This is a genomic window from Variovorax sp. SRS16 (assembly GCF_901827165.1).
In the GTDB taxonomy this organism is placed as follows: Bacteria; Pseudomonadota; Gammaproteobacteria; order Burkholderiales; family Burkholderiaceae_C; genus Variovorax.
In genome coordinates this window covers 100,867-120,685 of sequence record NZ_LR594669.1, presented here as the reverse complement: position 1 = coordinate 120,685, position 19,819 = coordinate 100,867, and the positions used below count along the sequence as shown (strand labels likewise).

General features: G+C 68.2%; 18 protein-coding genes and 1 pseudogene. 3 read left to right on the top strand and 16 right to left on the bottom strand.

The features are described 5' to 3' along the window. Nucleotides 1-53 precede the first annotated feature (53 nt). Complete coding sequence (locus E5P2_RS35530) at nucleotides 54-1,925, bottom strand: sensor histidine kinase (RefSeq protein WP_232081037.1); 1,872 nt, start codon at nucleotides 1,923-1,925, stop codon at nucleotides 54-56. A gap of 35 nt (nucleotides 1,926-1,960) precedes the next feature. Next, the gene (locus E5P2_RS35525) at nucleotides 1,961-2,629 is read right to left on the bottom strand and encodes a response regulator transcription factor (RefSeq protein WP_162571761.1); all 669 of its coding nucleotides are present in this window, start codon (nucleotides 2,627-2,629) and stop codon (nucleotides 1,961-1,963) included. Between the two features lie 190 nt (nucleotides 2,630-2,819). On the opposite strand from E5P2_RS35525, the gene E5P2_RS35520 reads away from it, so the two are divergent. Continuing rightward, on the top strand, nucleotides 2,820-4,742 hold the full coding sequence (locus tag E5P2_RS35520; protein ID WP_162571760.1) for a hypothetical protein: 1,923 nt from the start codon (nucleotides 2,820-2,822) through the stop codon (nucleotides 4,740-4,742). 31 nt (nucleotides 4,743-4,773) lie between these two features. Here E5P2_RS35520 and E5P2_RS35515 read toward each other — a convergent pair whose 3' ends face one another. Further along, nucleotides 4,774-5,907 (bottom strand): 3-deoxy-7-phosphoheptulonate synthase, encoded by a 1,134-nt coding sequence (locus tag E5P2_RS35515; RefSeq protein ID WP_162571759.1) that lies wholly within the window; start codon nucleotides 5,905-5,907, stop codon nucleotides 4,774-4,776. A 125-nt stretch (nucleotides 5,908-6,032) separates the two neighbouring features. On the opposite strand from E5P2_RS35515, the gene E5P2_RS35510 reads away from it, so the two are divergent. Both E5P2_RS35510 and E5P2_RS35505 read left to right on the top strand, forming a co-directional pair. Further along, the gene (locus E5P2_RS35510) at nucleotides 6,033-6,251 is read left to right on the top strand and encodes a hypothetical protein (protein ID WP_162571758.1); all 219 of its coding nucleotides are present in this window, start codon (nucleotides 6,033-6,035) and stop codon (nucleotides 6,249-6,251) included. A gap of 47 nt (nucleotides 6,252-6,298) precedes the next feature. Then, the gene (locus E5P2_RS35505) at nucleotides 6,299-6,601 is read left to right on the top strand and encodes an ATP-binding protein (RefSeq protein ID WP_162571757.1); all 303 of its coding nucleotides are present in this window, start codon (nucleotides 6,299-6,301) and stop codon (nucleotides 6,599-6,601) included. A gap of 67 nt (nucleotides 6,602-6,668) precedes the next feature. Here the strand turns inward: E5P2_RS35505 and E5P2_RS35500 are convergent, their stop codons facing one another. From E5P2_RS35500 to E5P2_RS35440, 13 genes and pseudogenes are all read right to left on the bottom strand, one after another. Then, complete coding sequence (locus tag E5P2_RS35500; RefSeq protein WP_162571756.1) at nucleotides 6,669-7,598, bottom strand: YncE family protein; 930 nt, start codon at nucleotides 7,596-7,598, stop codon at nucleotides 6,669-6,671. Beyond that, complete coding sequence (locus tag E5P2_RS35495; RefSeq protein ID WP_232081036.1) at nucleotides 7,595-8,545, bottom strand: SMP-30/gluconolactonase/LRE family protein; 951 nt, start codon at nucleotides 8,543-8,545, stop codon at nucleotides 7,595-7,597. Before E5P2_RS35495 ends, E5P2_RS35500 begins: the two co-directional genes overlap by 4 nt. After that, nucleotides 8,542-9,945 carry an ABC transporter substrate-binding protein gene (locus E5P2_RS35490; protein WP_232081035.1) on the bottom strand — a complete coding sequence of 468 codons (1,404 nt, stop codon included), beginning with the start codon at nucleotides 9,943-9,945 and terminating at the stop codon, nucleotides 8,542-8,544. Before E5P2_RS35490 ends, E5P2_RS35495 begins: the two co-directional genes overlap by 4 nt. A 4-nt stretch (nucleotides 9,946-9,949) precedes the next feature. Further along, nucleotides 9,950-10,774: a carbohydrate ABC transporter permease gene (locus E5P2_RS35485; protein WP_162571755.1), complete on the bottom strand. Its 825-nt coding sequence runs from the start codon at nucleotides 10,772-10,774 to the stop codon at nucleotides 9,950-9,952. Between the two features lie 12 nt (nucleotides 10,775-10,786). Then, complete coding sequence (locus E5P2_RS35480; RefSeq protein ID WP_162571754.1) at nucleotides 10,787-11,659, bottom strand: carbohydrate ABC transporter permease; 873 nt, start codon at nucleotides 11,657-11,659, stop codon at nucleotides 10,787-10,789. Nucleotides 11,660-11,708: 49 nt separating this feature from the next. Next, nucleotides 11,709-13,040: an extracellular solute-binding protein gene (locus tag E5P2_RS35475; RefSeq protein ID WP_162571753.1), complete on the bottom strand. Its 1,332-nt coding sequence runs from the start codon at nucleotides 13,038-13,040 to the stop codon at nucleotides 11,709-11,711. 31 nt (nucleotides 13,041-13,071) lie between these two features. After that, complete coding sequence (locus E5P2_RS35470; RefSeq protein WP_162571752.1) at nucleotides 13,072-14,163, bottom strand: ABC transporter ATP-binding protein; 1,092 nt, start codon at nucleotides 14,161-14,163, stop codon at nucleotides 13,072-13,074. A 10-nt stretch (nucleotides 14,164-14,173) separates the two neighbouring features. Continuing rightward, nucleotides 14,174-14,947: a cytochrome b561 domain-containing protein gene (locus tag E5P2_RS35465; protein ID WP_232081034.1), complete on the bottom strand. Its 774-nt coding sequence runs from the start codon at nucleotides 14,945-14,947 to the stop codon at nucleotides 14,174-14,176. Nucleotides 14,948-14,952: 5 nt separating this feature from the next. Beyond that, nucleotides 14,953-15,321 (bottom strand): annotated as a pseudogene (locus E5P2_RS35460) (aldehyde dehydrogenase family protein); the annotation flags it as partial. A gap of 278 nt (nucleotides 15,322-15,599) precedes the next feature. Beyond that, on the bottom strand, nucleotides 15,600-16,520 hold the full coding sequence (locus E5P2_RS35455) for a dihydrodipicolinate synthase family protein (RefSeq protein WP_162571751.1): 921 nt from the start codon (nucleotides 16,518-16,520) through the stop codon (nucleotides 15,600-15,602). Nucleotides 16,521-16,533: 13 nt separating this feature from the next. Then, the gene (locus E5P2_RS35450; RefSeq protein WP_162571750.1) at nucleotides 16,534-17,706 is read right to left on the bottom strand and encodes an L-rhamnonate dehydratase; all 1,173 of its coding nucleotides are present in this window, start codon (nucleotides 17,704-17,706) and stop codon (nucleotides 16,534-16,536) included. A 26-nt stretch (nucleotides 17,707-17,732) separates the two neighbouring features. Next, the gene (locus tag E5P2_RS35445; protein WP_162571749.1) at nucleotides 17,733-18,779 is read right to left on the bottom strand and encodes a 4-hydroxythreonine-4-phosphate dehydrogenase PdxA; all 1,047 of its coding nucleotides are present in this window, start codon (nucleotides 18,777-18,779) and stop codon (nucleotides 17,733-17,735) included. 4 nt (nucleotides 18,780-18,783) lie between these two features. After that, complete coding sequence (locus E5P2_RS35440) at nucleotides 18,784-19,749, bottom strand: Bug family tripartite tricarboxylate transporter substrate binding protein (protein ID WP_162571748.1); 966 nt, start codon at nucleotides 19,747-19,749, stop codon at nucleotides 18,784-18,786. Nucleotides 19,750-19,819: the final 70 nt, after the last annotated feature.

Here is a 19,819-nt window from a genome sequence, read left to right as displayed (position 1 = left end):
GAACGCGGACCGGGCGGCGAAGACTTCGGCGCAGCGCCCGCATGCGGTGCCGGCTATCCGGCGGTGTCGGCCCGGGTTCTTCGCCGCTCGACCCGCCATTCCAGCGCAACGCAGGTCCCGCCGCCTGCCGACGGCTCGAGACGAAACACGGCGCCGATGGCGGCCGCCCGGGCGCGCATGTTGTCCAGGCCGCGGCCGTGAATCTGCGCCTCGCTGGCACCCTCGTCCGTGCGAAGTCCGATGCCGTTGTCGGCGATGCGCAGCAGCACGCACGGCGCGTCCTCGTCGCGCCAGCGAGCCTGCACCGTCACCTGCGACGCCCGCGCGTGCTTCAGCACGTTGGTGAATGCCTCCAGCAGGATCCGCTGGACATGCAGCACGACATGCGGCGGCAGCTGCTGGAGCTCCGGCAGCTCGGCCACGTCCCAGACCACGGCGACGCCTGCGGCCTGCAGGCGCGATTGCAGGCGATAGCGCAGCGTCGCCAGCAAGGTGGAGAGGTCGTCGTGCGCCGGCTGCAGCGAATCGACCGCCATGCGCATTTCATCGAGCGCCAGCTGCACCTGGTCCTTCAGCGCGGCGGCATCCGCGCCTTTCTGCGTCACCATGTTCAGCAGGCCGACGAGTTGCGAACCCACGCCGTCGTGGATCTCCCGCATGATGCGCTGCCGCTCGTTCGACACCGATTGATGGTGCTGCTGCTCCCTGAGCGAATCGAAGGCTTCGTGCAGCTGGCGCTCGCGCTCCTCGACGCGGCGGGCCAGGTCGGCATTGAGTGCGTGGTAGTTCGCCACCGAACGGCTGTACCGCTCGGCGATGAACCAGGCCATGAGCAGGACGAAGGCGAACAGCGCATGCTGCGAATAGGTATTGCGCAAGCCGCTCGCGCCGGCGATCCGGATCATGACGATGTCATACACGCCCGTCGCCATTGCGCCGGCGATGGCCGCCGAGAGAACCCAGGCCTTCGTGCTGTGACGAACCCATGCCACGCGCGTGATCGCTACCAGCGTGGCAAGTCCGAGGATCGGCAGCAGGACGAGTCCCAGGGTCATGAGCAGCGGCAGGTGCAGCGCGAAGGCGAGGATGTCGAGGATCGCCGCCGCCGCCATGACCCCATCGATGGCGCGCTGCATGCCGCGCGGGACCGGACCCAGCGCCATCAGCACGAACCGGCACATCAACGCGATATGGGCCGAATAGCAAATCGCAGCCACGGCGCCCAGCAGCGGCCAGGGCAGCGGCAGGTCGGCCCACGAGCGATCGATCACGCGCGTCACGCCCAGGAACGCGGACAGGCTGAACCAGCCATAGAAAGGGTCGCGCTGCCGCCACCAGAGCAGTGCGGTGAGCGCGCCCATCCCGACCAGGCCGGCCGCGAAGAGCAGCATCGCGAGATCCCGCCACAGGATCTGCGCGTCGTACAGATCTTCGATCGCCTCGCGCGGACCGTAGCGCAGCACCGAGAGGCCGCCCAGGCGCTGGGGCTGGATCGTGACCTCGACGCGCAACGCGTTGGGACGGTCGGCATGCAGCAGGGCCGCCGGCAGTGTCACCATGCGCATGGTCTTGCTGGCGTCGTAGAGCGGATCGCCCAGGTCGCCCCAGCGCTGGACCGTGGTTCCGTTCACCAGCACGTGCACCTGGTTGCCGACACGCGAGAACAGCAAGGCCATGGGCTCCGACCCGACGCGCGGCGGCAGTGCGACGTCGTAGGTCGCGCGGCCGCCCAGGCCGGGGAAGTCGCGGTCCCAGCGGCGCGCGAGGTCGACCTCGCCCTCGCGCGGCGCGGCACCCCGGGGCTCCAGCCGCGCGTGGGCCGCTTCGAGCGTGATGATCCCGTCATCGGTCGCGGCGAACGCCGGCGTGAACCCGGGCAGCGCCATCAGGGCGCAGAGCATCAGGATCGAACAGGCGCGCGCCATGCGCCGCATCACCTGGCAACCGGCCTGCGGCAGCACTAGCGCAGCAGGCCGAGTTGCCTGGCCTCGAAAACGGCCTCGGCCTTGTTGTGCACGTCCAGCTTGCCGTAGATGTTGCGCACGTGGCTCTGCACCGTGGAGAGCAGGATGCCCATGCGTTCGGCCGTCTCGGCGTAGGTGAAGCCGCGCGCGACCAGCGCCAGCACCTCGCTCTCGCGCGGCGACAGGGCGTCGCTCGCAGGCAGCACATCGGCCTTCGGCGTCTCGGTGCGGCCCTGCCACCGCACCAGCAATTGGCGCGCGATGATCGGCGACATCGGCGAGCCGCCCGCATGCAGGCTCAGCACGTGCGCGGCCAGGTCGGCTTCCGTCCCGTCCTTCAGCAGGTAGCCGCCGGCGCCGGCCTCGAACGCGTTCAGCATGTTCATCTCGTCGCCGAAGATGGTGAGAACCATCATCGCGCAGGCCGGCTGCAGATCGCGGCAGCGCCGAATGACCTCCCGGCCCGAGCAGTCCGGCAACCCCAGATCGACGAGCAGCACGTCGACCGCATTGTTCGCGAACCACTCGAGCAGTTCGCCGGCCGTCGATGCCCCGAAGGCGAAGCGCAGGCTGGGCTCGGCACGGATGACGCGTTCGAAACGCGCGCGCATGCCCGGGTCGTCCTCGACGAGGGCAACGCTGACGGGGGCTCGGGGGATCGGCATCGGCAGACAACAGCTCCTGGGGCAGGCATCGAATGTTCGCACGCCCGATCGTGACATATGCACATGGGGTACCCCATGAACTGCGGATGTCCCTGCATTCGGCTGCCGGTAGTTTCCAGGGGGCGCCGACCGTGCCCTTCAGAAGGCGCATCGATCGCACACAAGCATCTTTTGGAAACTGGAGCAGGAATTGAAGAAATCAGCAGCACGTTGGAAGTTCAAATACGCAAGCCTGGCGCTGGCGGCATCGTTGGCCGCCTGCGGCGGCGGAGGCGGCGGCAATGGCGGCAGCGGCAGCCTCGCCGGGTTCGGTAGTCTCGCAGAGACCGGCGGCGGCAATGGAACCGGGACGGGCACTGGCGGCAACAGCGACAACGCAGGCGGCGTTGCCGCCACGGGCGCGCAGATCTCCGGCGTCGCCGCGATGGGCGCACCGCTGGTGGGCTCCGTCACGGTGAAGGACTCCCTCGGTGCCACCCGGATGTCCCCGATCGGCACCAATGGCGCCTACACGGTCGATGTCGGCGGGATGACGGCGCCCTTCGTCTTCCGCGCCGAGGGCACGGTCAACGGCATGACCGTGACCGTCCACTCGGTCGCGACCGAGGCCGACATCGACGGCAAGATCAACATCACGCAGCTGACCAACCTGGTCGTCTCCAACATCGCGGGGCAGATCGCGGCGAACTACTTCGACAAGTTCGAGCAGAGCGGCAATGCCGGCCTGGCCAGCAAGGCGCTGGTCGATGCCGAGGTCAGCAAGCTGAAGGAGAAGCTGCTGCCCGTGCTGACCGCCCTCGGCGTCGACGCGGCCATCGATCTGCTGCACGGCACCTTCACGCCGCTCGCCGACCCGATCGACAAGGCGCTCGACGTGATCCGCGTGCAGTACGACACGGCGGCCAACACGGCGACCATCTCCAACATCCTCAACGCGATCACGGTGCTCGACGACCTGTCGAAGCAGGCGGCCGCCGAGCCCTCGCCGGCCACCTTGAGCAGCGACAACGTCGTCACCGGCCTGTCCGACCAGGCGCTCGTGAAGAAGGTGCTGGAAGACTTCTCCGCCAAGTTCGCGACCGGCCTGCCGAACTCGTCGGATCTCTCGCCGCTGATGACCAGCACCTTCATGTGGAACGACCAGAACCGCGCAACCTGGCTCAATCAATTCATCCAGGCTTCGGATTTCATCGGCATCTCGTTCACCGACATCGAGATTCACCAGATCGACTACAGCGACCCGGCCAAGATCACCGCGCACGTTTCGCTGACACCCAAGACCGGCCAGGGCATCGAACTCGGCCGCATCGAGGACTGGAAGATTCGCAAGGGCACCGACGGCATCTGGCGGCTGCACGGCGACCAGCGCGACCTCGACCTCGACTGGTTCGCCACCACGTCGCTCCACCATGGCATGCCGGGCGCGAGCGCGGTCACCTGCACGGACACCGGCATCGAGTTCAACATCGTGGACCGCAACAACGCCAACAACGGCGGCACGATCAAGTACATCCTCGTGACCGGCGCCGGCCTGCCCGCCGGCGGGCTGCGCTACGAGGAGCCCGTGCCGGGCGAACGATGGAAAATCGTCGGCCGTGGTATCGAGACCTATGTGATGGCCTCGGACTGTCCGGGCGCGACCACCGTTCTCGACGATGCGGCCATTGCCGCGATCCCGGACGATTCGGTCTACACGCTGAAGGCCTACGACAGTGCCGGCACCCAGGTCGTGATGCCGACCGGCACCCCCGACGGCGCCTACCGCATGAAGGTCCAGCGCCGCCCGCTGACCCTGGCCGAGGCCGCGGCCCCCGGGGTGTTCCCGGTCATCGCACCGGACACGGTCACCGCCTTCAACAGCTTCACGTCGGGAACGCTGGCCTTCTCGGCCAGCAACGTCTATCCGCTGAGCCAGGCCACCGTGCAGATGCGGCGCCAGGATGCCGCGTTCGCGCCCGTCGATCAGGTCGAGACCTCGGTGCTGCCGGCCGCGGCCGGCACGGTCAGCACCACCTTGAACTTCCTCGCCGACCCGCAGGTCGCATCGAGCACGATGTGGGTGGAATCGCCGGACCGCTATCGGCGCAATCTCCAGAGCTACTATTTCAAGTAGCCGTCGCCGCGGGAAAGCGCCGGGCCCGGACTCAGCGTCCGGGCGCAGGCGATGAACTTCGCCGCGCCCGAACCGCCGAAGCCAGCGCCTGCAGCACCGGCACGGTCTGCGAAAAGCCGATGCATGCATCGGTGATCGACACGCCGTGCCTGAGCGGCGTGCCCGGCACGAGGTCCTGCCGCCCTTCTTCGAGGTGGCTCTCGATCATCACGCCGGTGATGCGATGCTCGCCCGCCGCGATCTGCGCCGCCACCTCGTGCGCGACGACGATCTGGCGCGCGTGCTGCTTGCTGCTGTTGCCGTGCGAGACGTCGATCATGACCTGCGGGCGCAGGCCGGCGGCCTGCAGCGTCTCGCAGCTCGCCGCCACGTCGGCGGCCGCGTAGTTGGGCGCCCTGCCGCCGCGCAGGATCACGTGGCAGTCCTGGTTGCCGCGCGTTTCGAAGATCGCGGCCATGCCCATCTTCGTCATGCCCATGAAGGCGTGCGCGGCGCGTGCCGCGAGGACCGCATCGGCCGCGACCTTGATGCTGCCGTCGGTGCCGTTCTTGAAGCCGACCGGGCAGCTCAGTCCCGAGGCGAGCTGGCGGTGGCTCTGGCTTTCCGTGGTGCGGGCGCCGATCGCGCCCCAGGCAATCAGGTCGGCGATGAACTGGGGGCTGAGCAGATCGAGGAACTCCGTGCCGGTGGGCAGGCCCATCGTGGTCAGCGCCAGCAGCAGGCGGCGCGCGCGCTCGAGTCCTTCGTTGATCGCGAAGCTGCCGTCGAGGTGCGGGTCGTTGATGTAGCCCTTCCAGCCGACCGTGGTGCGCGGCTTCTCGAAGTAGGCGCGCATGACGATCAGCAGGTCGTCCTGCAGCGCATCGGCGACCTCCTTCAGGCGCTGGCCGTATTCGAGCGCCTGGTCGTGGTCGTGGATCGAGCAGGGTCCGACGATCACGATCAGCCGGTCGTCGCGGCCGTGCAGCACGTCGGCGATCGCGGCGCGGCTGGCTTCCACCAGCGCGAGCGTGTCGTCGCGCACCGGCACGCGCTCCTGCAGCAGCGCGGGCGTGATCAGCGGGCGCACCGCGCCGATGCGCACGTCGTCGATGCGGGTGGTGTCGAGGGTGCTGTCGCGCGAGCCGATCTCGGCATCGTGCAGGGGGTCGTCAAGTCGGGTCATGAGGTGGGCAGTGGGTCGGTCGAACGAGAGTATCGGCCATCCATGCGGAAAGTATTTTCCCTATGACGCGCCGCCCATCCGGCCATGACGCTGCGTCCTGCCGGAACAGGCGCCAGAATAGGGCCATGACCGACTTCGGCACCCTCTCCGCCCACGATGCGCTCGCGCCTGCCGATCGGCCCCGTGGCAACGTTCGATCCGACGGCCGGCCCTCCGAGTTCGCCCGCGCGCCCGAGGATGCGGCGCAGAGCCGCTTCGGCGCCGCGGCCGACCTCCTCGATCGCCTCGACACACGGCCGCTGGCGCTGCGCCTGCGGCGGCGCCCGTGGTGGCGCTTCTGGTGAAGCATCACGCGGGCCATCGCAACCGGACCTGAACGATGGACGAACCCATGCGCAGCGCCCCCGTCGATGACTCGGCCGGATCGCTTCGCCCGCCGGCCCGGCCGCACCGGCCCGGCTGGCTGCCCGATGTCGACACGGCGCGTTGCACGGGCTGCGGCTGGTGCGTCGCCGCCTGCGACATCCACCTGCTCAGCCTGGAGGTCGTGCAATGGCGCAAGTCGTCGGTGCTGCACGAGGCCGATCGGTGCACGGGCTGCAGCGATTGCGCCGTGGTCTGCCCGTTCCATGCGATCACGATGAGAAAGAGCGGCGCCAAAGAATCCATCGCGGCGCACGGGCCCAGCCGATAGGCAGCATTCGATGCGACCTTCGATGGCATCGAAGCGCGCGCGACCCGCGTGCCTGCAGCCGCGGCGTTCATAGCATCACCACGCGCGAGACATCCGGCTCGCGCTGGGTGGCGATGAAGCGCTCGAAGGCCAGCGTCTGCATGTTGAAACAGCCGATCCGATCATCGTCCTGGCTCACGAAGGCGAGCGGCCGGCTCGGATGGAAACTGAGCGCGATCGCGCGTGCCGCCATCGGGATGCAGGCCATCTCCTTCAGGCTCGCCGGATCGACCACCGAGAGGCTGCGCTCGCCGTAGTTGGTGACCAGCAGCCGGCCGTCGCGATGCAGATAGAGCCGCGTCGCATCCTCGCGCGAGGGCGCTTCGCGCAGCACCTTCATCGTCGCGGTGTCGATCGCGGCGAGCGTGTGGCTCCAACGGTTGGTGACGTAGAGCGTCTTCTCGTCGGCCGACAGCGCATAGCCCTCGGGCTTCTGGCCCGGCGAACAGGCGAGCGGCGTGACGGTGGCGTCGTGCGGCCGCACCCGGGTCACGGTGTGCGAGAGCAGGTTCATCACGTAAGCCGTCTGCCCGTCGCGCGTCAGCGCGAACAGGTGGCTCTTGATGCCGCCGGTCGGCACCGCGCGGGATGGCGCGCTGTCGCGCTCCGGATGGTCGAGCACCACCAGCTGCGCGCGCTCCTCGCTCAGGGCGTAGAGGCGGCCCTGCGCGTCCATCTGCATGCCGTGCAGGCGGTTGAAAGGCGCGATGTCGATGCTGCGCGCGAGCCGGCGCGCGGCCAGGTCGATCTGGAAGATGCGCGTGCCGCCCGCGCCCAGGTGGCCCGAGGTCTCGACGCCGTAGTGCCCGACATAGGCGTAGCGCGTCGCCGCATCGACCACGAACTCGTGCGGAAACTCGTCGAGCAGGATGCTGTGCAGCCGCTCGCCGCTGCCGATGTCGTAGTAGCTGAAGCAGTGGCTGCATTTCTCCACCAGCAACAGGATCTCGCGTGTCATGGGCGTTGGATTCCTTCGGTACGAAGCGTGATGCGATAGAGCGAGCTGCTCGCCGCGATGTAGAGCTGGTCGCGCCGCGCGCCGCCGAAAGTGAGATTGCCCACCTTCTCGGGCACGCGGATCTTGCCCAGCAGCGCGCCGTCGGGGTGGTAGACCTGCACGCTGTCGAGGCTGCTGGTGTAGATCCAACCCTGCGCGTCGAGGCGGAAGCCATCGGGCAGGCCGGGCGCGACCTCGGCGAACACGCGCGCGTTGGCGAGCGCGCCGCCGCGCACGTCGAACACCATCAGGTGATGCTGGCCACGGCCGTCGCTGCGCATCGCGGCCGAGGTGTCGCTGACATAGAGCAGCGATTCGTCGGGCGAGAAGGCCAGTCCGTTGGGTTCCTGCACGGCGCCGGTCATGGCGTCGAGAACACCGCTCGACGGGTCGAAGCGGAACACGAAGTTGGCCGGCTGTTCGCGCTCTGCCTTGTGGCCTTCGTGGTCGCTCGCGATGCCGTAGGGCGGATCGGTGAACCAGATCGTTCCGTCGCGCTTCACGACGATGTCATTGGGCGAGTTGAGACGCCTGCCGAGGTAGCGGTCGACCACGATCTCGTCGGGCGCGCCGGCCCGCACGCCGCCAGCCGACACGCGCGTGCGCACGATGGCGCGCTGGCCATGCGAGCAGTGCAGCAGGTCGCCGCCGAGATCGCGCGTGTGGCCGTTGGTGAACTCGACACCGGTGCGCCACACGCTCATGCCGTCGGCTTCGGACCAGCGCAGCATCCGGTCGTTCGGAATGTCGCTCCACAGCACCGCGCCGTCCTCGTGCATCCACACCGGACCCTCGCTCCATCGCGCGCCGGTGCACAGTTGCTCCAGGCGTGCGCCCGCGACGATGGGCGCCAGGCGAGGATCGAACACCTCGATGCCGGCAACCGCTTCCAGCATGGGATGCGTCATGTCCGCTTCTCCAGCTCGCGCGCGGGCGTTCGTCGCGCCGCCGCCTCGGGCGGCCCGATCCAGCCGCCGCTTCGCAGCAGCGATTCGAGCCGGGGCACGGTGGAAACCAGCGCGTCGCGCGCCGTGCGCCGGCCCGTCAACACATCGGGCAAGGCCTGGCCGATGATGTCCTTGCTCATCTCGTCCCATTCGGGAATCAGCGGCCGCCAGTCGGGATTGGCCGCGCGCAGCGCAAAGGGCAGGATGCCCTGCTCGGGATTCCTGATCTTGAAGTCCACATTGGCCAGCGTCGACCAGCGGCCCGTGTTGCCGCCGAGCGTCGCGACCCGCAGGTCGTTGGCCTTGCTCGTGAGCCACTGAAGGAACACCCAGGCGGCCTCGGGATGGCGCGCGTTCTTCGGAATCGCAAGGCCGAAGCCGCCGGTCTGGCCCGACAGGCGCGTGCCGCTCGGATGCATCGCGTAGGCCACCTTGTCCGCCACCTTCGAGCGTTTGGGATCCTTGGCCGGACCCATGACGGCCAGCGTGTCGAGATAGAACGCGCACTCGCCGTTCAGGAACGCGGCCTGCATCTCGTCGAAGCCGGCCTTGCCGGCTGCGACCGGGCCGGTCTCGACCAGGCGGGCCAGCGTCTCGGCGGCCCGGACGCCGGCGTCCTCGTGCAGCGCCGGCCTGAAGCCGGCGTCGAAGACCTGGCCGCCGAAGGGCGACAGGTGCAGCAGCCAGGCATGCGTGATCTGGTGGCCGGCCTGCGAGCGCGAGGCGACGCCGGCGATCTTTTCCTTGTCGCGGATGAGCTCGCAGGCGCGCAGCAGTTCGTCGTAGGTGGAAGGCACCTGCAGCTTCTGCCGCTCGAGGATGTCGCGCCGGAAACCCAGCACGCTGGTCTCCGCGCCGTAGGGCAGTCCGTACAGCCGGGCGCCCGGACCGGGCAGGTACATCTTCGGGCCGCCGACCAGGCCGATGGCCTGCACGTACGCGGGGATCAGGTCCTTGAAATCGTAGTCGGCCATCGCCAGCCGCGGATCGGCCAGCATGTCGTCGAGCGGTCGCAGCAGACCCTGCTTGACGTACTCGGTCTTCCACGCGATCAGGTAGGTGACGACGTCGTAGTCGCCCTCGGGCTTGCGCATCGACGCCAGCTGGCGCGCCTTCATGTCGAGGTAGGGCGCGCGGTCGCGCTCGATCTTGATACCGGTGGCGCGCGTGAAGTCGCCGAACAGCTGCTCGGCCGCGTCGTAGTGCGGATGCGGGCCGGGATAGCTCACGCGCAGCGTCTGCCCGCGCAGCTTGTCCCACACGCCCTGTGCGCGCGCCGCGGGCATCGAGCCGATCGCGCCGTAGGCGGCAGCGGCCTGGATCAGCGCCCTGCGGCGCAAGGTGGCGGGCGGGTTCGGCATGTCGTCATCCCTTGACTGCACCGGCCGTGAGCCCGGTGATGATTTGCCGCGCAGCGACGAAGGTGAAGATCAGCGGCGGAATCGCGATCAGGCTGCCCATGGCCATGACCTTGCCCCAGTCCACACCGAGATCGGTGATGAAGAGCGAGGCCGCCACCGGCAGCGTGCGGGTGTGGCGGTCGGTCAGCACCAGCGCCAGGATGAATTCGTTCCACGCGATGCGGAAGGTGAAGATCGAGGCCGCCGCCAGCCCCGGCGCCATCAGCGGCAGCAGCACCTTGACGAACACCTTGACCGGGCCGCAACCGTCGATGGCCGCGGCCTCTTCCAGCTCGATCGGCACCTGCAGCACGAAGCCGTAGAGCAGCCAGATGGTGAAGGGCAGGTTCACCGCCACGTACAGCAGCACCAGCCCCCACAGGCTGTTGACGAGGTGCCACTGGCTCCAGATCATGAAGACCGGAATCGCCAGCACCGCCAGCGGCACGGTGCGCAACAGCAGCGTGGTGCAGGCCACCGCGCGCCGGCCCGGAAAGCGAAAGCGCGCCAGGCCATAGGCCGCCATGCAGCCGAGCACCAGCGTCACCGCCGTCGAGACGATGCCGACGAACAGGCTGTTCATCAGATAGCTGCTGAACCTGTCTTCCTGCAGCACGGCGCGGTAGTTTTCCAGCGTCGGCGTGAAGATGAAGTCGAGCGGCGCGGCGAAGATCTGCACCTGCTGGCGAAGGCTGGTGGCGAAGATGATTGCAATCGGCGCGACGCACAGCACGGCCAGCGCGATCAGCATGCCGTAGTGCAGCGCGACGATCAGGGGAGGACGTTTCATGATGCCCGTGCCTCAATCGTTCTCGAGCGGGTTCGACAGCCGCAGCGCGCCCCACGACAGCAGCGCCACCACCACCAGCAGCAGCACCGAGATGGCCGCCGCGGCGCCGAGCTGCTGCCCGACGAAGGCCGTCTTGTAGATGTGCAGCGCGAGGATCTCGGTGGAATCGCCGGGTCCGCCGAAGGTCAGCACGTAGATCACTTCGAGCACGCGGAAGGCGTCGATCAGCCGCATCATCAGGGTGATGGCGATCACGTGCATCACCATCGGCAGCTTGACGCGGAAGGTCATCTGCCACCAGCCCGCGCCGTCGATGCGCGAGGCTTCGATCACCGCGCCGTCGACGTTGGCCAGCGCGGCCACCATCATGATGAAGACGAAGGGCGTCCACTGCCAGATGTCGGCGACGACGATCGCCGCGAAGGCCAGGGTCGGGTCGGCCAGCCAGCCGCGCGCCGCGATGCCGAACAGGCCCAGCACCGCATTGATCAGACCGAACTGCGCATCGAACAGATAGCGCCACGCCAGGCCGACCGCGATCGGCGCGATCATCATCGGCAGGATGAACAGGGTGCGGAAGAAGGCCGTGCCTCGCACCGGCCGCTCCAGCGCCAGTGCGAGCGCGATGCCCAGCACCATCTCGGCGCTCACGCACACCGCCGCGAACAGCAGCGTGGTCCCCATCGACGACCAGACGCGCGGATTGGAGAAGGCCGAGACGAAGCTGTCGAAGCCGACCCAGCGCGCATCGTGCCACGGCGTGCCCATGTTCCAGTCGAAGAAGCCGAGCCGGAAGGCCGACAGCACCGGATAGAGGCAGGCCGCCGCCATGATGAGCACGGCCGGGCCGAGAAAGAGGGCCGGAACCCAGGCAGGCCTGCGCATCAGGCCTCCGGCGACGGCGAACGGGCGTGGGCGCGGCGGCACATGATCGTCAGACCTTGTAGCCGCCTTCGCGCATGATCTGCGTGACCGGCGCGACCAGGTCGTCGAGCGCGCGCTCGGCCGTCTTGCGGCCCGTCAGCGCTTCCGAGATGCCCACGCCCAATGCCTGGACGTTGATCTTGTCCCACATCGGAACGATGGGCCGCCAGTCGGGGTTGGCGTACTTCAGCGCCTCCCTGAAGGTGACGAACTCGGGATACTTCTTCACGAGTTCGGCATCGAGCATGGTGGAGCTGCGCACCGGCGTGCCGCCGACCCGGCTGCAGGCCTTGTCCTGCGCTCGGGCGGTGAGCCACTGCATCAGCAGGAAGGCGGCGTCGGCGTTCTTCGCGTTCTTCGGAATCGCCAGGCCCAGGCCGCCGGATTGCGATGCGCGGCGCACGCCCATCGGGTGCAATGCCCAGCCCACCTTGCCGACGATCTTCGATTGCGCGGGATCGTTGACCAGGCCCGACATCAAGGTCGAGTCCAGGTACATCGCGGCCTGCCCTTGCAGGAACGCGGTGTTGCTTTCGCCCTGCCCGTACGCCGGAATCCCCGCCGGCCCGGTGGCCACCACCTCTTGCAGGAACTTCAGCGCCTTGATGCCCACCTCGTCGTTGAAACGCGGCTTCCACTGATCGTCGAAGATGCTGCCGCCGAGCGGGTTCAGGTGCAGCAGCCACGCATGCACGCACTGGTGCCCGGCCTGCCCGCGCGAGGTCAGCGCGCCGATGCCTTCCTTGTCCTTGAGCACCGGCAGCAGTCTGGCGAACTCGTCGTAGTTGGTGGGCAGCTGCAGGTTGTGCCTGGCGAAGATGTCGCGCCGGTAGGCGAGCACCGAAGTCTCGGCGCCATAGGGCAGGCCGTAGAGCCCGGCGCCAGGCCCGGCCAGGTAGCCCTTCGGGCCGCCGACCAGGCCGATGTTCTCCAAGTAGATCGGGATGATGTCCTGGATGTCGTAGGCCGGATCGGCCAGCGCGGCATTCTTGAAGAAGGGCTCGAGCGGATGAATGAGGTTCTTCGCGACGTACTCGCCCTTCCACATCACCACATAGGACACCAGGTCGTAGTCGCCCTGCGGCTTGGCCATCTCGAGCAGCTGCTTGTCCTTCATGCGGGCCATCGAGAGCTTGTCGATCTCGACCTGGATGCCGGTTTCCCTCGTGAACGCGGGCAGGATCCTGAGCATCGCGTCGTAGTGCGGATGCGCGGGGATGTTGAAGGTCACGGTCTGGCCGGCGTACCTGGCATGGCGGCTTTCCGCGAGCGCGCGGCCGGGCGGCAGGCCGGCACCGATCAGCGCGGCGCTGGCGCCCTTGACGAAGTCTCTTCTTTTCATGGTTCTTTTCCTCTCTGTGGTTGGAAAGCGATCAGCGGCGCAGGGAGCGCCCGCTGTCGCTGTCGAAAACATGCAGGTCTTCGCTGTCGAAGCCGAGATCGAGGTCGTGGTGCAGCAGCGCGTGGGCCTTGCCCGGCAGCATCGTGGCCACGCGCTGGCCCGAGGGCGTGACCATGTGGCCGACGATCTGGCTTTCGGTGCCCAGGTACTCGACGACATCGACCTTCACGCGCAGGCGCGCGGCGCCGGGGCTGGCATGCAGCGCCTGCGGGCGCAGGCCGAGCGTCAGGCCCTGCTCGGGTCCGGGCGGGCTCGCCGCCAGCCATGCAGGCGGTTCCCAGGCAAAGCCCTCGCCGCGCAGCAGGCGCCGGCCGGCCTCCTCGACGCAGCGGGCCTTGAAGAAGTTCATGGTCGGCGTGCCGATGAAGCCGGCCACGAACAGGCTGGCCGGCCGCGTGAACACCTCCGACGGCGTGCCCACCTGCTGCACGCGGCCCTGGTCGAAGATCACGATGCGCGAGGCCAGCGTCATCGCCTCGACCTGGTCGTGCGTGACGTAGACCGTGGTTTTGCCGAGCCGCTCGTGCAGCAGCGCGAGCTCGGCGCGCATGTGCCCGCGCAGCTTGGCATCGAGATTCGACAAAGGCTCGTCGAACAGGAACACGCGGGGCTCGCGCACGATCGCGCGGCCGATCGCCACGCGCTGGCGCTGGCCGCCCGACAGCTCCTTGGGCTTGCGCGCGAGCAGATGACCGATGTTCAGCACCTTGGCGGCGGCGGCCACCTTCTCGTCGATCTCGGCCCGTGGACGCCCCGCCAGGCGCAACGCGAAGGACATGTTCGCGCCGACGTCCATGTGCGGATAGAGCGCATAGTTCTGGAACACCATCGCGATGTCGCGCGCCATCGGCGCCGCGCGCGTGACGTCGCGCCCGCCGATCGCGATGCGGCCTTCGCTCACCTCTTCGAGCCCGGCGATCATGCGCAGCGTGGTGCTCTTGCCGCAGCCCGATTCACCGAGCAGCACGACGAACTCGCCGTCCTCGATGACGAGATCCATCTGCTGCACCACCGTCACGTCGCCGAAGCGCTTGACCACGTTGTTGAGTTCCAGCCCGGACATCATGTCTCCCTCAGTAGCGCCGCACGCCCCAACCGATGGGGGCTTGTCGATGACCCGGGTGCGAACGGCCCGGTCCCCAGATCGCCTGGTAGGTGTCGATGCAGCGTCCCTGCCGTTGCAGGCCGATGAATGCGATGCCGAAACCCGACCACCAGCCCGCGAGCACGACCGCCATCCAGCGCGGCGCATCGGCGATGACCAGTCCCAGAACGATGTTGACCACCGCCAGCACGATCGCCAGCCAGCCCAGCGACTTGTGCAGCCGCTCGAAGCCGATGCGCCGGCGGGTCATGTCGTAGTGGTCGCCGCGCAGCCGGACATCGGTCGGCCCGCCCTTGCTGCCGCGCAGCAGGCCGCTCGCGATCTGCAGCCAGCCTGCGGCGCACAGGCTCCAGCCGAGCCACGCGTGCACGCGCGCGGCGCTGCCGTGGCCGCTGCCGAGTCCCCATGCGAGGCCCAGTCCGACGGTCATGGCCCACACACCGGCGTACTGCAATGCACGGTGCGCGTGCCACCATGTCTTGTTGTCGAGCTGCCGCGGCCAGTCCTGTCCGGGCAGGATCTTGAAGAAGCGCGCGCCCAATGCCCCGAGCGGCAGCAGGACGCCCCAGCCGAGCACCATCAGCCGCGCATGCCATGCCGTGCGGCTCGCGATGTGGTGTTCGCCGGCACCCGAGAGCGGGGTCAGCAGCCAGTCCCACGGCTGCGCCAGCGCCGCATGCGCGACCGCCGGCACGGCCAGCAGGCCCGTGAGCGCGATGAAGCATGCGGGACGCGCAGTCATGTCTTTCAGCCGGCTTGCACATAGGCCGTCTTGACCACCGTGAAGAACTCCTGCGCATAGCGCCCCTGCTCGCGCGGCCCGTAGCTCGAGCCCTTGCGCCCGCCGAAGGGCACGTGGTAGTCCACCCCTGCCGTGGGCAGGTTCACCATCACCATCCCCGCCTGGCTGTGGTGCTTGAAGTGCGTCGCGTACTTCAGGCTCGTCGTCGCGATGCCCGCCGAGAGGCCGAACTCGGTGTCTAGCTTCAGGCGCTCGCCGCCCGCGGCCAGCGTGGCGCCTTCCTTTCCGCCGATCTCGATGTATTCAAGATCCTGCTGGAGCTGGCTGCCGCTGGAGACCGGGCCGATGTCGGTGCCCTGCGCCAAGGCATCGCCCTGGGTGTAGTGGCCCAGCACGTCGCCCAGGTTGCTCGGGTTGGTGTTGGCGCTGTAGCTGGCGCCGGCGTGCCATTCGCCGTTGATGAGGTTGTCGTGTCGTCGCATATCCATGGTCCTCCCTGGCGCAATGCGCCTTTCGCAACGCAGGAAAAAAAGCCAGATCGGCTCAGGGTCCATTCAAGAAACACCGCGGAACCGGCTCCGCCGGGCCGCCGGTGTTGCCCCCGGCAGGGGGTAGGCGAAGCGACACGAAGTGCGCGCAGCCTGGGGGCGAGCTATTTCAATACCTTCGCGCCGAGACGGCGCGCGGTCTCGATCAGCAGCGCGCGGCTGGCCGGATGCAATTCGGGAAACGGATGCCGCGGCGCCTCGCAGGCGATCACGCCGCCCTCCTTCATCAGCGCCTTGGCGGCGAGCGGCCCGCACTGGCGGTTCTCGAGGTTGATCAAGGGCAGCCAGCGCTCGTAGGCTGCGATGGCTTCGTCGCGCCGACCCGCACGGTAGGCATCGAGGATCGGCCGGATGCCGTCCGGAAATCCGCCGCCGGTCATCGCGCCGGTGGCACCGGCTTCGAGATCGGGCAGCAGCGTGATCGCTTCCTCGCCATCCCACGGCCCTTCGATCGCATCGCCGCCCAGGCGGATCAGCTCGCGGATCTTCGAGGCCGCACCGGCCGTCTCGATCTTGAAGTACGCCACATGCTCGATCTCCTTCGCCATCCGTGCGAGGAACGCAGGCGACAACGGCGTGCCGGCGGCCGGTGCGTCCTGGACCATGATCGGAATGCCGATCGCATCGGACAGCCGCGCGTAGAACGCGTGGATCTGCGGCTCGGGCACGCGGAAGGTCGCGCCGTGGTAAGGCGGCATCACCATCACCATGGCCGCGCCCATGGCCTGCGCGCGGCGGCTGCGTTCGGCGCAGACCCGTGTGCTGAAGTGCGTGGTGGTGACGATCACCGGCACGCGGCCGGCCACGTGTTCCAGGATCGTGCGCGTGAGCAGCTCGCGCTCGTCGTCGGCCAGGAGGAACTGCTCGGAGAAGTTGGCCAGGATGCACAGGCCGTCCGAACCCGCGTCGATCATGAAGTCGACGCAGCGCTTCTGGCTGGCGAGGTCGAGCTCGCCGCGCTCGGTGAAGGGCGTCGGCACGACGGGAAACAGGCCCTGATGGCGGGCGGCCGAAGGACGGGTCATCACGGTCTCTCGGCTATTCGATGATGTCGAAGTGCTCGAGGTACTCGGTCTTCAGCGTGAGGCCGAGGCCGGGCTTGTCGTCGTCGAGCTGCACGAAGCCGTTCTCGGCCACCGGCTCGCCGTCGAAGATGTAATAGAAGAGTTCGTTGCCCACTTCGACGTCGAACATCGGGAAGTACTCGCTCATCGGCGAGGCCAGCGTGCTCATCGTCAGGTGGTAGTTGTGCATCTGGCCGGCATGCGGAACGACGGGCACCGACCAGGCCTCGCACAGCGCATTGATCTTGTGCGCCGCAGTGATGCCGCCGACGCGGTTGGTGTCGTACTGCACCACGCTCACCGCCTTGCGTTCGAGCAGCTGCTTGAAGCCGTAGAGCGAGAACTCGTGCTCGCCGCCGGAGATCGGAATGGGGGTGAGCCGGTTCAGCTCGGCGTAGCCGTCGATGTCGTCGGCGATCACCGGCTCCTCCACCCAGCGCGGCTGGAACTTCTCGAGCTTGGGCAGCATGCGCTTGGCGTATTCGACGTTCCAGCCCATGTAGCACTCGAGCATCAGGTCGTTGTCGTAGCCGATCACCTCGCGCAGGGCTTCGACCGCCTTCAGATTTTCCGAGACGCCCCTCGTGCCGTGCGCCGGGCCGTAGCCGAAGCGCGACTTGAACATCGTGAAGCCTTCGTCGAGGTACTTCTGCGCCTCGGCCTGCATCGCATCGAGGTCGGTGCGGTACAGCTTGGAGTAGTAGCAGGGAATCTTCTCCTTGGTGCGGCCGCCGAGCAGCTTGAACACCGGCTTGCCGACCGACTTGCCCAGGATGTCCCAGATCGCGAGGTCGACCGCCGAGATCGCGGCCATGGTCACGCCCTTGCGGCCCCACGCGTGCGTGGCGCGGTACATGCGCTGCCACAGGTATTCGTAGTCCCACGGATCGTGGCCGATCACCAGCGGCGCCAGGTACTGGTCGATGATGGCCTTGGCGATGCCGGGCGCCAGCGCCACGTTGCCGAGGCCGATGATGCCGTCGTCGGTCTCGATCTCGACCACGGTCCAGGCGTGGAAGCGGAAGGTGCTCATGGTCTCGGCCGGCGAGTAGAGCAGGTCCATCGCGTTGGAGCAGAAGTTGCCCTGCGGCGGAACGGTCTTGCCCTTCCACTGGAAGACGCGGGCGCGGACGGATTGGATCTTCATGGTGCGGTCTCGGGTTCTGCGGAAGTTCAGAAGGGCTCGACGAAGTCGAGGCGATGCGCGGCGCCCATGCGGCTCGCGATGCGGAAGGCCTGCCACGTCGCTTCGACGTCGGCCTTGCCCTGGCCGGCGATGTCGTAGGCGGTGCCGTGCGCCGGCGTGGTGATCGGGATCGGCAGGCCGCCCTGCACCGTGACGCCGCGGCGAAAGCCCATCAGCTTGATCGCGATCTGGCCCTGGTCGTGGTACATGGTCACGATCGCCTGGTACTCGCCCGCCTGCGCCTTGAGGAAGATGGTGTCGGCGGGAAAGGGGCCGTGGAAAGGCGACGCGCTCGGCCAGCGGCGGGCCTGCAGGCGCGCCACCGCCGGGATGATGATGTCGATCTCCTCGCGCCCGCACACGCCGCCGTCGCCGGCATGCGGGTTGAAGGCGGCGATCGCGATGCGGGGCTCGGCGACGCCGTTGTCGCGCAGCGAGCGGTAGATCAACGCGGCCGCCTGCTCGATGCGCTCGATGCTCAGGTAGTTCGCGACATCCTTCAGCGGCACGTGCGAGGAGATGCGCGAGGTCCACAGATCGCCGAGCGTGTTGAACTCGCAGAAGTAGCCGGTCACGCCCAGGTGCTCGGCGAAATGATGCAGTTCGTCCTCGTGCTGCAGGCCGCCGATCTTCATCGCCTGCTTGTTGAGCGGTGCGAAGCAGATCGCGTCGATGTCGCCGGCGAGCGTGGCGTCCATGCACTGGTCGAGCACCTGCAGCACCGACCGGCCGCCCGGCGCCCCGGCCTGGCCGCGATGGACCGCTGCGGGATCGATGCTGCGCACTTCGAGCAACGCGGGGCGCGTGATGTCCGTGCGCGCCCGCACCTCGGCGAGCGTTCGCACCTCATCGGTGGCGACGCGGACGCCCGCGATGCGCTGTCCGTCTTCCCACAGCCAGCGGTCGCCGACCAGCACGACATTGGCCAGCGCGGTGGTCTCGGGCCGGGCCAGCAGGCGGGCGATCAGCTCGGCGCCGATGCCCGCGGGATCGCCGAGCGTGAGTGCGACAACGGGCAGGGACGTGGGGTTCATGGCGTCAATCGATGTGGATGTTCTTCTTCTGGATCAGCTCGCCGTAGCGCTTGTATTCGGCGGCCTGGAATTCCACGAACTGCGCCTGCGTCATCGGCGTGATCTCGGCGCCGACGGCCGCGAGGCGGGTGTGGGTCTCGGGCATCGCGAGCACCTGGTTCACCGCGTCGTGCACCTTGGCCTGCACCGCCTTCGGCGTCGAGGCCGGCATGTAGATGCCGTACCAGGCGCTCATCTCGACACCGGGCACGCCCGCCTCGGCCAGCGTCGGCACGTCGGGCAGCTGCGCATTGCGTTTCGCCGTGGTCACCGCGAGCGCGCGGATCTTGTGGTTCCTGATCTGCCCGATCACCGCCGGCAACGTGTCGAAGCTCATCTGCACCTGGCCGCCGATCAGGTCGACCAGCGCCGGGCCGCTGCCCTTGTACGGCACCTGCGCGATGTCCACGCCGGCTGCATCCTTGAACATCTCCGCGGCGATGTGCTGGGTGCTGCCCGAACCGCTGCTCGCGTAGTTGAGCTGGCCCGGTTCCTTCCTGGCCAGCTGCACCAGCGCCTTCACCGAAGTGGCCGGCACGTCGTTGTTGACCACCAGCACATTCGGGACGGCGCCGACGAAGGCCACCGGCACCAGGTCGCGGTTGTTGTCGTAGTTGAGCTTGAGCAGGTGCGGCGCGATCGCGTGGGCCGTGACGACGCCCATGACCATCGTGTGCCCGTCGGTGGCCTTGGCCGTCGCGTCGGCCGCCAGGGTGTTGGAGGCACCGGGCCGGTTCTCGACCACCACCGATTGCTTGAGCAGCGGACCGAGGCGATCGGCCACTGCACGGGCCATGGCGTCGGTGCCGCCGCCGGGCGCGGAACCGACCAGGATCCGGATGTTGCGCGTGGGCCAGTCCTGGGCGAGCGCAGGGCCCGCGCAGAGCGCAGAAATCATCGCCGCGGCCGCGATGGCCATTCGTTTTCTCATGCCGTGTCTCCGGGGTGTGGTCGATATCTGTCGAGTGGTGCCATCGTAGGGACGCGATTGATCCCGGTAA